The 14,239-nt window shown below is 73.2% G+C and carries 12 protein-coding genes; 2 read left to right on the top strand and 10 right to left on the bottom strand.

What is annotated here, in order from left to right; all coding sequences use genetic code 11:
• The first annotated feature begins 1 nt into the window (after position 1).
• Positions 2–1,465 carry a MocR-like pyridoxine biosynthesis transcription factor PdxR gene (gene pdxR, locus IE242_RS14560; RefSeq protein WP_189859116.1) on the top strand — a complete coding sequence of 488 codons (1,464 nt, stop codon included), beginning with the start codon at positions 2–4 and terminating at the stop codon, positions 1,463–1,465.
• A gap of 175 nt (positions 1,466–1,640) precedes the next feature.
• Here pdxR and IE242_RS14555 read toward each other — a convergent pair whose 3' ends face one another.
• Positions 1,641–3,080, bottom strand: a complete 1,440-nt coding sequence (locus IE242_RS14555) for an RsmB/NOP family class I SAM-dependent RNA methyltransferase (RefSeq protein ID WP_189859114.1) — start codon at positions 3,078–3,080, stop codon at positions 1,641–1,643.
• Between the two features lie 319 nt (positions 3,081–3,399).
• On the bottom strand, positions 3,400–4,332 hold the full coding sequence (gene fmt / locus IE242_RS14550) for a methionyl-tRNA formyltransferase (protein WP_189859112.1): 933 nt from the start codon (positions 4,330–4,332) through the stop codon (positions 3,400–3,402).
• 442 nt (positions 4,333–4,774) lie between these two features.
• Here fmt and IE242_RS14545 point away from each other — a divergent pair, with 442 nt between their 5' ends.
• Positions 4,775–5,389: a hypothetical protein gene (locus tag IE242_RS14545; protein ID WP_189859110.1), complete on the top strand. Its 615-nt coding sequence runs from the start codon at positions 4,775–4,777 to the stop codon at positions 5,387–5,389.
• A gap of 171 nt (positions 5,390–5,560) precedes the next feature.
• On the opposite strand, the gene IE242_RS14540 is transcribed toward IE242_RS14545, so the two are convergent.
• The 8 genes from IE242_RS14540 to IE242_RS14505 all read right to left on the bottom strand — a co-directional run bounded on the left by IE242_RS14540 (position 5,561) and on the right by IE242_RS14505 (position 14,196).
• Entirely contained in the window at positions 5,561–7,708 is a 2,148-nt protein-coding gene (locus IE242_RS14540; protein ID WP_189859108.1) for a primosomal protein N', read from the bottom strand.
• Between the two features lie 132 nt (positions 7,709–7,840).
• The gene (metK, locus tag IE242_RS14535) at positions 7,841–9,049 is read right to left on the bottom strand and encodes a methionine adenosyltransferase (RefSeq protein ID WP_189859106.1); all 1,209 of its coding nucleotides are present in this window, start codon (positions 9,047–9,049) and stop codon (positions 7,841–7,843) included.
• A gap of 239 nt (positions 9,050–9,288) precedes the next feature.
• Positions 9,289–10,491, bottom strand: coding sequence for a bifunctional phosphopantothenoylcysteine decarboxylase/phosphopantothenate--cysteine ligase CoaBC (coaBC, locus tag IE242_RS14530; protein ID WP_189859104.1), 1,203 nt, complete (start codon positions 10,489–10,491; stop codon positions 9,289–9,291).
• 115 nt (positions 10,492–10,606) lie between these two features.
• Positions 10,607–10,879 carry a DNA-directed RNA polymerase subunit omega gene (gene rpoZ / locus IE242_RS14525; RefSeq protein WP_030577387.1) on the bottom strand — a complete coding sequence of 91 codons (273 nt, stop codon included), beginning with the start codon at positions 10,877–10,879 and terminating at the stop codon, positions 10,607–10,609.
• 71 nt (positions 10,880–10,950) lie between these two features.
• Entirely contained in the window at positions 10,951–11,508 is a 558-nt protein-coding gene (gene gmk, locus IE242_RS14520) for a guanylate kinase (protein WP_189859102.1), read from the bottom strand.
• Positions 11,509–11,545: 37 nt separating this feature from the next.
• Positions 11,546–11,869, bottom strand: coding sequence for an integration host factor (locus IE242_RS14515; protein WP_003977346.1), 324 nt, complete (start codon positions 11,867–11,869; stop codon positions 11,546–11,548).
• Between the two features lie 369 nt (positions 11,870–12,238).
• Complete coding sequence (pyrF, locus tag IE242_RS14510; protein WP_189859101.1) at positions 12,239–13,093, bottom strand: orotidine-5'-phosphate decarboxylase; 855 nt, start codon at positions 13,091–13,093, stop codon at positions 12,239–12,241.
• The gene (locus tag IE242_RS14505; protein WP_189859099.1) at positions 13,090–14,196 is read right to left on the bottom strand and encodes a quinone-dependent dihydroorotate dehydrogenase; all 1,107 of its coding nucleotides are present in this window, start codon (positions 14,194–14,196) and stop codon (positions 13,090–13,092) included. The genes pyrF and IE242_RS14505 overlap by 4 nt, the downstream gene beginning before the upstream one ends.
• Between the last annotated feature and the right edge of the window lie 43 nt (positions 14,197–14,239).

Raw genomic sequence — 14,239 nt, 5'->3', positions numbered from 1 at the left:
GATGGACGTGCACGTCAGGCTCGACGGCCGGCGCGACCTGTCCGGCCAGATCTACCGCCGGCTGCGCGCCGCGATCCACGACGGGCTGCTGCGGCCCGGCGACCCGCTGCCCCCCACCCGGGAGTTGAGCCGCCGTCTCGCGGTGGCCCGCAACACCGTCGGCGTCGCCTACGAACGGCTCGTCGCCGAGGGCTACGCGGACAGCAGGGTCGGATCCGGGACCTATGTGCGGACCACGGGCCTGCCCACCGGCCTGTCCCCGCGCGGGCCCGCGACCGCCACCGACACCACCGGCTCGGGACTGCGCCCGCGCGCCCTGTGGGCGGATCTGACCCCATGGGCGGCCCCTAAGACCACGGGAGCGACCACGGCGGCCCACGACCTGCGGGTCGGCCTGCCGGACGCCCGGCTCTTCCCGTACCACGCCTGGCGTCCCCTGATCGCCCGGGAACTGCGCCACTCGGCGGCCGGGGCGGTCGGGTACGGCGATCCGGCCGGCCACGCCGGGCTGCGCGCCGCACTCGCCCGGCACATCGGACTCTCCCGCGGCGTGCGGACCTGCCCGGACGACGTGCTGGTGACCACCGGCACGCAGCAGGCCCTGGACCTCATCGGGCGCGTGCTGCTCGAACCGGGCGACCGGGTGGCCGTCGAAGAGCCCGGCTACCCACCGGCCCGGCTGGCGTTCCTGGCGCAGGGCGCCGAGGTCACGGGCGTACCGGTGGACGCCGAGGGCCTGCTGGTGGACGCCATTCCGCCCGGCACCCGCGCCGTGTACGTCACCCCCGCCCACCAGTTCCCGCTCGGCATGCCGATGTCCCTGCGGCGCAGAACGGCGCTGCTCCGGTGGGCGCGGCGGCACGGCGCGGCGGTGATCGAGGACGACTACGACAGCGAGTTCCGGTTCGGCGGGCGGCCGGTCGAGACGTTGCGGAATCTGGACCGGGACGGACACGTCATCTATGTGGGGTCGTTCTCCAAGGTGATGCTGCCCTCCCTGCGCGTCGGCTTCCTGGTGGCGCCCGCCCCGCTGCGCACGGCACTGCGCACCGCCAAGTACACCGCCGACTGGCACACGGCGGTCCCCACGCAGGCGGCACTCGCCCGCTTCGTCGACGACGGGTTGCTCGCCCGTCACATCCGCCGGATGCAGCACGCGTACGCGACCCGGCACCAAGCCGTCACCCGCGCGCTCACCGACCTCTTCGCGGACCTGGCCGAGCTGGTGCCGTCCGCCGCGGGCCTGCACGTGACCGCTTTCACCCGGGGCCGGCTCGCCGACCCCGACGCCCTCGCGGACCGGGCCGTCCGGGCCCGGGCAGCCGGCGTGGCGGTGCACACCCTGGCGGAGGTCGCCGCGAACCGCTCCGCGCGCCCGGGCTTCGTCTTCGGCTACGGCTCGATCAGCGCCCCGGACATCGAGCCGGGCCTGCACCGCGTACTCGGCCCGCCCGAGGACCACTGAACGCGGAAGGAAGTACCTTGACCTGTACCCGGCAGCGGAAGGTCCGCGACGCAAGCAGGTACTCGAGACCGTCAGCATCCGGGTGAGGCCGGCCGGCCCTCCGAGGAGGCCGTGCCGTCACCGCGGCACAGCCTCACCGAGGCACGAGCGTCGTCCCCCTGTGCACAGGGCCAGGTCAGGCAATCCGGCGGATCAGCGCCAGGTACATGGCGTCGGTCCCGTGCAGATGCGGCCACAGCTGTACGTCCGGGCCGTCACCGAGGGCCGGTACGCCCTCCAGCAGCGGCCGGGCGTCGATGAGTTCGGCCGCGGGACCGTACTGCTTGAGCACGTCGCCGACGACCGCGCGGGTCTCGGCGAGGTGCGGCGAGCAGGTCGCGTAACCGACGACGCCGCCGACCCGTACGGAGTCGAGCGCCGTGCGCAGCAGCGAACGCTGCAACGGAGCGAACCCGTCCAGGTCCTCCGGCCGTCGCCGCCAGCGTGCCTCGGGCCGGCGCCGCAGCGCCCCCAGCCCCGTGCAGGGCACGTCCATGAGGACCCGGTCGAAGCTGCCGGGCCGCCACGGCGGCCGGGTGCCGTCGGCGGCGATCACCTGGTACGGGCCGGGGTTCCCGTCCAGCGCCTTCGCGACCAGGCCCGCCCGGTGCGGCTGCTTCTCCGAGGCGAGCAGCACGGCACCGCGCTGAGCGGCGAGCCCGGCGAGCAGCGCGGCCTTGCCGCCGGGGCCCGCGCAGCCGTCCAGCCACGCCCGGTCCGGCCCGTCCAGCGGAGCGTTGGCGAGGGCGAGCGCCACCAGCTGGCTGCCCTCGTCCTGCACGCCCGCGCGGTTCTCCCGTACGGCGTCGACGGCGCCCGGTTCGCCGCCCTCGCTGAGCCTCACGGCGTACGGCGACCAGCGGCCCGGGGCCGCGGACTCCTCGCCGAGCGCGTCCAGGAGCTCCCCGGCGGTGACCCGTCCGGGGCGGGCGACCAGGGTGACCTCGGGCCGCTCGTTGTCGGCCTCGAGCAGGTCCTCGATGCCGTTCCGCCCGCCGCCGAGGGAGTCCCACAGCGCGGAGACGACCCAGCGGGGGTGCGAGTGCACGACGGCGAGGTGGTCCTCGGGGTCCTCGTCGTAGGGCGGGGCGACCCGCTCGAGCCACGCGTCGAGGTCGTGCTGGGCGACCTTCCGCAGCACGGCGTTGACGAACTTGGCGCGCCCGTCGCCGAGCACCACGCGCGCGAGCTCCACGGACGCGGAGACGGCGGCGTGGGTGGGGATCCGCGTCCCCAGCAGCTGGTGCACGCCGAGGCTCAGCACGTCCAGCACCGGCGGATCCACCTCACGCAGCGGCCGGTCGACGCAGGCGGCGATGACGGCGTCGTACGTGCCCTGCCGGCGCAGCGTTCCGTAGACCAGCTCGGTGGCGAGCGCGGCGTCGCGCGCGTCGAACTTCTCGGGCCCCTCCTTCTCGCGCGCCTTGCGCAGCAGCGGCGGCAGAACGAGGTTCGCGTACGCGTCCCGCTCGTCCACCGCCCGCAGCGCCTCGAAGGCGAGGATACGGACGGGGTCCTTCTGGGGCCGACGGTAGGGCTTGCCGGGCCTGCGCGGCCGACGGGACTGCTCACTCACGAAAAAGGTGCTCCGGAAGAAGAATGGAAGACAGGAAGTGCCTCCCAGCGTACGTCGTGGGGCCGGGCGGCACGTCGTGGCCGCCGACGGGCCACCGGGGCACACGACGGCCGGGTCCCGGAGGCCTCTGTGAGCGCCCAGGAAGGCCCCAGGCTGCAGGAATCTCCTCCCCGGCACAGACCGGAGCCTCACTGGCCTCCAGAGGCCCGGGGCCTCCCCGGTGTCCGAGGCCCGGGGCCTCACCGGCACCCCGGGGCCCGGAGCCTGCCTCGCGTCGGCGACACGCGCGCCACGCCGCGGGTGGGACCGCCCTCTGCGGCTACGCCCCGAGGGTCTCCCCCTGTGCGATCCGCACCCCACGGGCCCAGTCGGCCGCGCGCATCGGCTTCTTGCCCTGGGCCTGCACCCACAGCAGCTCGACGGCGTACGAGCCGGTCCCGGCGTGCACGCTGTTCTTGCCGACGTCGAGGGCGCCCGGGGCCAGGTCCGTGCGCTCGGGCACGGGCGCGACCTGGACGAGCTTGAGGCGCTCGCCGCGGAACGTCGTCCACGCGCCGGGCGCGGGCGTGCAGCCCCGCACCACCCGGTCGACCCGCAGCGCGGGCGCCGACCAGTCGACCTGTGCGTCCTCCACGGTGATCTTCGGGGCGAGGGAGACGCCGTCGGCGGGCTGCGGCACGGCCTTGAGGGTGCCGTCCTCGATCCCGTCCATCGTCGCGGTCAGCAGCCCGGCCCCGGCGAGGGCGAGCCGGGTGAGGAGGTCGCCGCTGGTGTCGGTGGGCCGGATCTCCTCGGTGACGGTCCCGTAGACGGGCCCGGAGTCGAGCCCCTCCTCGATGAGGAAGGTCGACGCCCCGGTGATCTCGTCCCCCGCCATGATCGAGTGCTGTACGGGGGCGGCACCGCGCCAGGCGGGCAGCAGCGAGAAATGCAGGTTGACCCAGCCGTGGGCGGGGACGTCGAGCGCGACCCGGGGCAGCAGGGCCCCGTACGCCACCACGGGGCAGCAGTCGGGGCCGATCTCCCGGAGCCGGGCGAGGAAGTCCTCGTCCCGCGGCCTGTTCGGCTTGAGCACCTCGATGCCGGCCTCCTCCGCCCGCTGCGCGACGGGGCTCGCGACCAGCCTCCGGCCCCGTCCCGCCGGCGCGTCGGGGCGCGTGACGACGGCGGCCACCTCGTGCCGTTCGGAGGCGATCAGGGCGTCCAGAGCGGGAACGGCGACCTCGGGCGTACCGGCGAAGACGAGCTTCATGAGTGACTGTCGGCCTCTCGGGCGGGAGTGCGGAACGGCCCCACGGACCCGGACACCGGGCCGGGGGGCGGCGCAACAGTCTATGGGGCGGGGCGCGGACGGCCCCCTCCCGCTCCCGCGTGAGCGATTCCTCCCCGGTTCCGCGCCCGTGGGCTCCCGTCGCGCGCCCCGGGCGCGCGGAGCTGTCGTAACTGCGCCCTCGCCGCCTGCCTCACGACCCGCCGGAGCACGCCCGTACGGCCCCCGATTCCCACGTCCCGCCCCCTGTCACCGACAGCGTCAACGTCACAAGCGCACGCGGGCCACGCAGGGGCGTATGCATATGCCCCTACGCCCCCGCAGCGTGACCACAAACCAAAAGGCGCGTTGGTCAAGAAAGAGTTGACCAAACAGGCCGCAGTCGCGGCCCATCCTTTTCAACGCCGGTTCGAGAGGCTTGTTCATGGCCGACCACGCAACCCACGACGCCCAGGCCCGGGCCAGCCTGCACTTGCTGGTGCGGGACATCGAGCGGGTCCGCCGGCAGGTGGACGCACTGCGCACCCTCACCGCTCAGCTGGGCAACGTCTACCGTCCGCGCCGCTCCGGCCCGTCCACGGGCTTCGTCGTCTACGGACGCGCCCCCGCCCCGACCGTCCGCCTCGCCCAGGAGCTGCGCGACAGCGTGGAGACCCTGGTCACGGCGGCTGTGGACTTCGATCGCTCACTGGGCTTCTCGTGGGACGCGGTCGGCTCCGCACTCGGGGTCACCAAGCAGGCGGTGCACCGCCGCTACGGCGCCCGCCGCGCCGCCTCCCCGAGCTCGGCCGAGGGCGAGCGCGCCGCGGAACCATCGGGCACCCGCACGGTCAATGTCGGCGCCGCCCTTCCCTCCGTACCCACGGTCCCCGCGGCCCGTTCGATGCCGACCGCGATGCCGGCCCAGCTGCCGACCCAATTGCCGGCCCAATTGCCGGCCCAGATGCCGGCCCAGATGCCGACCCAGCCGACGGCGGGCAGCCCGACGCTCCGCGACGAAGCCAGACCGACGGCCTTCCCCGGCCCCCGCAACGGCTGACCGATCTTCCCGATGGCCTGCCTCCCGGCGCCCGGCCGGGAGGCAGTCGCATGCCGCACGACGGCAGCCCCTGCCCCGCACACACCGGACAGGTCAGGTACACCTCAGGTACACCGAGCACGCCAGCACCCCGGACTCCGTCCAGGCTCCGGGCCCGGGGCGGCCACCCCCTCACCCGATGTCCGGCGGGTCGATCCGGATCCGCACCGTCTCGCTCCCCCCGCGCGCCAGCCGAGCCGCCTGTGCGCTCTTCAACGCGGTGGCCAGCGCGGCACCGCTGCCCGGCGGCACCCGGACGAGCGCCCGCTCCCACCGCTCCCCCGGCGGAGGCGCCCCGACCTGCCGCGGTCGTCCGGCATCCGTGACCGGCAGCGGAACGGGCCCCAGCACCTCGGCGTCCGACGGCAGCCGGACATCGGCGAGGAACCCGGCCAGCGCCTCCGCCGTCCCCGACACCGCGGCCATCCGTGACACGGGAGGGAATCCCAGTTCGGCCCGCTCGGCGAGCTCCCGTACCGCGTGCCCCACCGGGTCCCACCGGACGAGTGCCTGCACGGGCCGCAGCGTCGGCTCGGCGACGATCACGACCGTGCCGCCGGCCCCCTGTCCCCGTACCAGCGCCGCCGCTCCGATCCAGCGCCGCAGCGCGTCCTCCCCGGCCCGCAGGTCGGGCCGACCGAGCATCGCCCATCCGTCCAGGAGCAGCGCGGCCGCGTAGCCGCCCTCGGCGACCGGCTCTGCGCCGGGCGTGCTCACCACGAGCGCGGGCGCGGCCGGCACGGTGTCGAGGATCTGCTCACGCCCGGACGTCCGCACCGGCACGGCGGGGAAGGCCCGCCCGAGTTCCTCGGCGGTCCGCCGGGCGCCCACGATCTGCGCCCGCAGCCGGAACCCTCCGCACTCCGGGCAGTGCCAGCCGCTCTCCTCACGCCCGCACCAGCCGCACCGCAAAGCCCCGGCGTCCTGGGCCTCCAGCGGCCCGGCGCAGTGCCGGCACCGCGCCGGCTCCCGGCACCGCGCGCAGGCCAGCCGGGGTACGTAGCCCCGCCGGGGCACCTGGACGAGCACCGGGCCCTGCCGCAGCCCGTCCCGCACCACCTGCCAGGCGAGGCTCGGCAGCCGGGCCGCCCGCGCAGCCTCGTCCCGGGCCAGATCGGTGTCACCGACGGTCCGTATCAGGGGGGCGGCCGCCCGCACCTGCTCCCGGTCGGCGACGAGCGGCGCCGCCCATCCGCTCTCGACGAGCTGCGCGGCCTCGACGGTGCAGCTCCAGCCGCCCAGCAGAAAGGCGCACCTGTCCCGGGTCGCGCGCAGCTCCAGCACTTCCCGCACATGCGGAAAGGGAGCGTGGTCGTCACTGTGACCGGCGTCCCCGTCGTCCCAGACGACCACCAGCCCGAGATCCCGCACGGGGGCGAACATGGCCGCGCGCGTCCCGACGACGGCCCGTACGGCCCCGCGCCGCACGGCGAGCCACTCCCGATAGCGCCGCTCCGGCCCGGCGCCGGCGGTGAGCAGGGCGTGCTGTCCCTCGCCGAGCAGACGGCGCAGCGCCGCGTCCACGCGGGCGGCGGGCCGCCCGGCCGGCACGACGACCAGCGCCCCGCGTCCCGACGCGAGCGTGGCCTGGACGGCCCGTCCGATCTCCTCGGCCCACTCGGGCCCGGGCAGCGCCGTCCACACGGCACGCGGCGCGCCCCCCGCGGCGAGCGCCCGCAGGAACCCGGCCCCCCGCCCGTACCGGACCCAGGTCCCGGGCTCCGGCGGGCCGGGCGGCGGAGGCGGCCCGGCCGTCTCCCGCGCCTCGGCCCGCGCGTGCCGCGGCGGCACGGCCAGCTGCAGCACATCGGCCAGGCTCCCGGCATAGCGGTCGGCGACGGCCCGGGCGAGTCCCAGCAGCTCGGGCCCGAGCACGGGCTCGGGCGAGACGACCTGCGCCAGCGCGGCCAGCGGCCCCGAGTAGTCGGACTCGGCGACCCGCTCGACGAGATACCCGTCGATCAGCGAGCCGCCTTCCCGCCGCCCCTGCCGGACGTTCCGCCCACCGGCCCCGAAGCGCACCCGCACCCGCACCCCCGGCTGCGCGACGGCGTCCAGCTCCTCGGGGACGGCGTAGTCGAAGTACCGGTCGAGATGCAGCACTCCCTTGTCGACCAGCACCCGCGCGACGGGCAGCTCCTTGGCCAGGGCGGCCCCCCGCCACGTCCGCGGCTTGGCCTTCGGCGCCTTGTTCTGCCGTACGGCCTCCCGGATGAGCGCGAGCTGCTCCGGCACCGCGCCCTCCGCGCCGCCGTTCCCCCGCCCGTTCTCGCTGCTCACGCTTGCATTCTTACCAAAGGTCACTGACAACACCGCCGCCCGGACGTCATGCTCGGACGCTCCCGGACACGACGGAGCCCGGCTCCCCGCGAGGCGGGAAGCCGGGCCCGTGGAAACGTTGCGGCAGAAGCGTTACAGCCCGACGGCCTTCTGCAGCTCCTCCACCCGGTCCGTGCGCTCCCACGTGAAGTCGGGGAGCTCGCGGCCGAAGTGGCCGTACGCCGCGGTCTGGGCGTAGATCGGGCGGAGCAGGTCCAGGTCGCGGATGATCGCGGCCGGGCGGAGGTCGAAGACCGTGGTGATCGCGTTCTCGATCTTCTCGACGTCGACCTTGGCGGTGCCGAAGGTCTCGACGAAGAGGCCGACCGGCTCGGCCTTGCCGATCGCGTACGCCACCTGGACCTCGCAGCGCGAGGCCAGACCGGCCGCGACGACGTTCTTGGCGACCCAGCGCATCGCGTACGCCGCCGAGCGGTCCACCTTGGACGGGTCCTTGCCGGAGAAGGCGCCGCCGCCGTGGCGGGCCATGCCGCCGTACGTGTCGATGATGATCTTGCGGCCGGTCAGGCCGGCGTCACCCATCGGGCCGCCGATCTCGAAGCGGCCGGTGGGGTTGACCAGCAGGCGGTAGCCCTCGGTGTCGAGCTTGATGCCCTCGTCCAGGAGCGCCTTCAGCTCCGGCTCGACCACGAACTCGCGGATGTCGGGGGCGAGGAGCGACTCCAGGTCGATGTCGGAGGCGTGCTGCGAGGAGACCACGACCGTGTCCAGACGGACCGCCTTGTCGCCGTCGTACTCGATGGTGACCTGGGTCTTGCCGTCCGGGCGCAGGTAGGGGATGGTCCCGTTCTTGCGGACCTCGGAGAGGCGCTTGGACAGGCGGTGCGCCAGGAAGATCGGCAGCGGCATCAGCGTCGGCGTCTCGTCCGTCGCGTAGCCGAACATCAGGCCCTGGTCGCCTGCGCCCTGCTTGTCCAGCTCGTCCTCGTCGCCCTCCACACGGCTCTCGTACGCCGTGTCGACGCCCTGCGCGATGTCCGGGGACTGCGAGCCGATGGACACCGACACACCGCAGGAAGCGCCGTCGAAGCCCTTCTTCGACGAGTCGTAGCCGATCTCCAGGATCGTGTCGCGGACCAGCTGGGGGATCGGCGCGTACGCCTTGGTCGTGACCTCACCGGCCACGTGTACCAGGCCGGTGGTGATCAGGGTCTCCACGGCGACCCGCGAGGTCGGGTCCTCGCGCAGCAGTGCGTCGAGGATGGCATCGCTGATCTGGTCGGCGATCTTGTCGGGGTGGCCCTCGGTCACGGACTCCGAGGTGAACAGGCGACGGGACACAACGCTCCCTGTGGTTGCAGCGGCTGCTGGCTGATCATTGGCGGACGGGACGGGGGCTGCGCCCGGCGTCGTCCGAGAACAGTTTATCGGTCACGCTCGGCCGCGGGCCCACCTGTCTCGTCTCTCGGATGCGCTGTGACCTGCGGCACGCGCATTCTGCACTCAGCGGATCGGGATGCGCCAGAGCCGCCGCGCCCGGATGTACGGGGCGCGAGGGGCCGGTGAAGCGTCCGGAGCGGTCAGCCGAGACGCTCCGCCACCTGATCCCACACGGTCTCGGCCAGCGCTTCCTTGGGGCCGTAGGGCACGGGAAGCTCGCTGCCGTCCGAGCCGAGCACCACGGCCTCGTTCTGCTCTGAGCCGAACGTCTTGCGCTCCCCCACCTCATTGACCACGAGGAGGTCGCAGCCCTTGCGGCGGAGCTTCGCCCGGCCGTTGGCCAGCACGTCGTCCGTCTCGGCCGCGAAACCGACGATCACCTGGCCGGCGCGGGGGCGGTCGGCCGAGATCTCCGCGAGAACGTCCGGATTGCGTACCAGAACGATCGGGTCGGGCTCCTGGCCGTCCTTTTTCTTGATCTTTCCGGTCGCGTACGTCTGCGGGCGGAAGTCCGCCACGGCCGCCGCCATCACGACCGCGTCCGCGTCGGCGGCCGCCTTCAGCACCGCCTCGCGCAGCTGCACCGCGGTGCCGACCTGGACGACGTCCACGCCCGCGGGGTCGGGCAGTGCGGTGTTCGCGGCGATCAGGGTGACCCGGGCGCCCCGGGCGGCGGCGGTGCGGGCCAGCGCGTAGCCCTGCTTGCCGCTGGAGCGGTTGCCGAGGAAGCGGACGGGGTCGAGGGGCTCGCGGGTGCCGCCGGCGCTGACGACCACGTGGCGGCCCGCCAGGTCGGGTTCGGTGACCCCGCGCGCGAGCACCCTGCGGCAGACCTCGAAGATCTCCGTCGGGTCGGGCAGCCGTCCCTTGCCGCTGTCGGCGCCGGTCAGCCGGCCGACAGCGGGCTCTATGACGACGGCGCCGCGGCGGCGCAGCGTCGCCACGTTCTCCTGGGTGGCCGGGTGCTCCCACATCTCGGTGTGCATGGCGGGGGCGAAGACCACGGGGCAGCGGGCCGTGAGGAGGGTGTTGGTGAGCAGGTCGTCGGCGAGGCCGTGGGCGGCCTTGGCGAGCATGTCGGCGGTGGCGGGGGCCACGACGACCAGGTCGGCCTGCTGGCCGATGCGGACGTGGGGGACCTCGTGCACGTCCGACCAGACCTCGGTTGCGACCGGGTGCCCGGAGAGCGCGGACCAGGTCGCGGCGCCGACGAAGTTCAGCGCGGACGCGGTGGGCACCACGCGGACGTCGTGTCCCGACTCCGTCAGCCTGCGCAGCAGCTCACAGGCCTTGTAGGCGGCGATGCCACCGCTGACTCCCAGAACGACCTTCGGCTTGCCCACCGGGCCTCCCCGTCTCTCGGCGTAGAGCTGTAGAGCTGTGAAGCTGACGTACCACTCCATGACACACCACAGGCCCGGCAGCCGCGCTGCCGGGCCTGTGGTGGAAGAACAGTGGTTACTGACCCGGGCCCTCGATGGCCTCGGACGTCAGCAGACCCGCGTTGATCTCGCGCAGGGCGATCGAGAGCGGCTTCTCGTGCACGTGGGTGTCGACGAGCGGACCGACGTACTCGAGCAGGCCCTCGCCGAGCTGCGAGTAGTACGCGTTGATCTGGCGGGCACGCTTGGCCGCGTAGATCACGAGGCTGTACTTCGAGTCGGTGGCCTCGAGGAGCTCGTCGATCGGCGGGTTGATGATGCCCTCGGGCGCGGAGATGGAAGAGGACACGCTCTACCTTCCGATGGATGGGAAAGATTCAGTCGGTGCGATCGGTACGATCAGGACAACGCCCGTCACGATCACACAACGTCCATCAAGGCTAGCAGCTCACGCGCCACGTCCTCGACGGAGGTGTTGACCAGGGTGGTGTCGAACTCCGGCTCGGCCGCGAGCTCGACCTTGGCGGCCGCCAGACGGCGCTCGATCACCTCGGGCGGCTCGGTGCCGCGCCCGGTCAGTCTACGCACGAGCTCCTCCCAGGAGGGCGGAGCCAGGAACACCAGCTGCGCCTCGGGCATGGACTCACGGACCTGCCGCGCGCCCTGGAGATCGATCTCCAGGAGCACGGGCTCGCCCGCCTCCAGCCGTTCGAGGACGGCGCCACGGGGTGTCCCGTAGCGGTTGCCGGCGAACTCGGCCCACTCCAGCAGCTCGCCGTTGGCGATCAGCTTGTCCATCTCGTCGTCGGTGACGAAGAAGTAGTGGACGCCGTGCTGCTCGCCGGGGCGCGGCTTGCGGGTCGTCGCCGACACCGAGAGCCAGACCTCGGGATGTTCCTTGCGCATATGGGCGACGACCGTGCTCTTGCCGACCCCCGAGGGGCCGGAGAGCACGGTCAGCCGCGGACGTTCGCTCATGCAGCGATTATTTCAGCAATCCCGGGGTGCCCGGGACTCAGGAGCCCGTGCTGCCGAACTCGCGCTCAAGAGAGGCGATCTGGTTGGAACCGAGGCCTCGCACACGGCGGCTCTCGGAGATCCCGAGTCGCTCCATGATCTGCTTGGCGCGGACCTTGCCCACGCCCGGCAGGGACTCAAGGAGGGCGGAGACCTTCATCTTGCCGATGACGTCGTTCTCCTGGCCCTGCTTGATGACCTCGTGCAGGGAGGCGCCGGAGTGCTTGAGTCGATTCTTGACCTCGGCCCGCTCCCGGCGAGCCGCGGCGGCCTTTTCGAGCGCGGCTGCGCGCTGTTCAGGGGTAAGGGGCGGAAGAGCCACGCCTACGTCACCTCGGATGTCGAACTGTCGGATACGGACCGGTGAGGAACCTAGTCGCCCCACACCTGGGGAGCCACGAGCAACACGCTCGCCTGTTGTCCCCCACTGCCTTGAGGGGCGTGGGAGGTGCCCCCACTCGTCGGAGACTAGCGGCCAAGTCCGCCAGAGTCAGCGAGAACAGCGGAAAAGTCCTGGTCAGCCTCCCTGGAGTCGGACATAACCGGCATAACGACCCTGTTTTGAGTGTGTATTCGGACTCGGCACGTCCGAGACCACACTCATCGGAGGTTTGAACCGGGGTCCCGGCCGAAAGCCCCAGATGGTCCCGGGGAGGTCTCGGGAGATGCCGGGGAGGTTCCGGGAAACCTCTCAGCCGGAGGCCACCGCGGAGGCGATCTCCGTCGCGAAGCGCTCCGCGGACGCGCGGAGCGCGGCGGCGTCCGGACCGTGACGAAGAACACCCCGGCTGACGTTCGGCACCACGTTCCGTACGGCCGTGCCGAACACGCCGGGCAGGTCCGCCGGGGTGGCCCCCTGGGCACCGATCCCGGGCGCCAGCAGCGGCCCGTTGATCTCCAGGTCGTACGAGGAGAGGTCGCCGAGCGTCGCCCCGACGACCGCGCCGAAGGAGCCCATGGGCTCCGCGCCCGCGTTCTCGGCCGCGAGCCGGGCCAGCATGGTCGCGCCGACGGTCCGCCCGTCCTCGCGGACGGCGTGCTGCACCTCGCGGCCCTCGGGGTTGGAGGTCAGCGCCAGCACGAACAGACCCGCCCCGTTCTCGCGCGCCAGGTCCACGGCCGGCTGCAGCGAGCCGTACCCGAGGAAGGGCGACACCGTCAGGGCGTCGGAGAACAGCGGCGCGTCCTTGCGCAGGTAGGTCTCGGCGTACGCGGCCATGGTCGAGCCGATGTCGCCGCGCTTGGCGTCCATGACGACCAGGGCACCGGCGGCCCGCGCCTCCTCCACGGACTTCTCCAGGACGGCGACGCCGCGCGAGCCGAAGCGCTCGAAGAACGCGCTCTGCGGCTTCAGCACGGCCACGCGGTCGGCCAGGGCCTCGACGACGGTGCGGCTGAACCGTTCCAGGCCCGCGACGTCGTCGTTGAGGCCCCAGTCGGCGAGGAGGGAGGCGTGCGGGTCGATGCCGACGCACAGGGGGCCGCGCTCGTCCATGGCGCGGCGCAGGCGGGCGCCGAAGGGTTCCAGAGCGGTGGTGCCGGTCATGCCGCTGTCCTGACGTCTGCGCCGACGGCGTCGGCGAGGGTGGCGTACGGGCTGGTCCGCAGGCGTGCGGCGAGCCCCTTGTGGATCGCGCGGGCCCAGAAGGGGCCCTCGTAGATGAAGGCGCTGTACCCCTGGACCAGGGTCGCGCCGGCCAGGATGCGCTGCCAGGCGTCCTCGGCGTTCTCGATGCCGCCGACGCCGACGAGGGTGATCCGGTCGCCCACGCGCGCGTAGAGGCGGCGCAGCACCTCCAGGGAGCGTGCCTTCAGCGGGGCACCGGACAGGCCGCCGGTCTCCTGGACCACGGCCGGGTCGGACGTCAGACCGAGGCCCTCGCGCGCGATGGTGGTGTTGGTGGCGATGATGCCGTCCAGGCCCAGCTCGACGGCCAGGTCGGCGACCGCGTCGATGTCCTCGTCGGCGAGGTCGGGCGCGATCTTCACCAGGAGCGGTACGCGGCGGCGGGTCACCGTGCGGTCGGCGGCCTCGCGGACGGCCGTGAGCAGGGGCCGCAGGTGGTCCACGGCCTGGAGGTTGCGCAGGCCGGGCGTGTTGGGCGACGAGACGTTGACGACCAGGTAGTCGGCGTACGGGGCGAGCCGCTCGGCCGACTTCACGTAGTCGGCGACGGCTTCCGCTTCCGGGACGACCTTGGTCTTGCCGATGTTCACACCGACCGTGGTCCTGAAGACCGGGTTGCGGGCGCCCAGGCGCGCCGCCACGGCCGCCGAACCCTCGTTGTTGAAGCCCATGCGGTTGATCAGCGCCCGGTCGGGCACGAGGCGGAACAGCCGCTTCTTGGGGTTGCCCGGCTGCGGCTCGCCGGTGACCGTGCCGATCTCGACGTGGTCGAAGCCGAGCATGGCCAGGCCGTCGATGCCGACCGCGTTCTTGTCGAAGCCGGCGGCGAGGCCGAAGGGGCCGTGCATGCGCAGTCCGAGCGCCTCGGTGCGCAGCTCCTTGTGGCGGGGCGCGAGCACGGCGGCGGCGAAGACGCGCAGCACGGGGATGCGGGCGGCCAGCCGGATCCAGCGGAAGGCCAGGTGGTGGGCGGCCTCCGGGTCCATCCGGGAGAAGAACAGACGGAAGAGATACGAGTACATGTGGTTGGGGTGTCCTCGGTGTCCTCATGAAGAGGGGGACACC

It is taken from the genome of Streptomyces poonensis (assembly GCF_014650915.1).
Taxonomy (GTDB): Bacteria; Actinomycetota; Actinomycetes; order Streptomycetales; family Streptomycetaceae; genus Streptomyces; species Streptomyces poonensis.
This window is presented reverse-complemented; position numbering and strand designations above follow the sequence as displayed.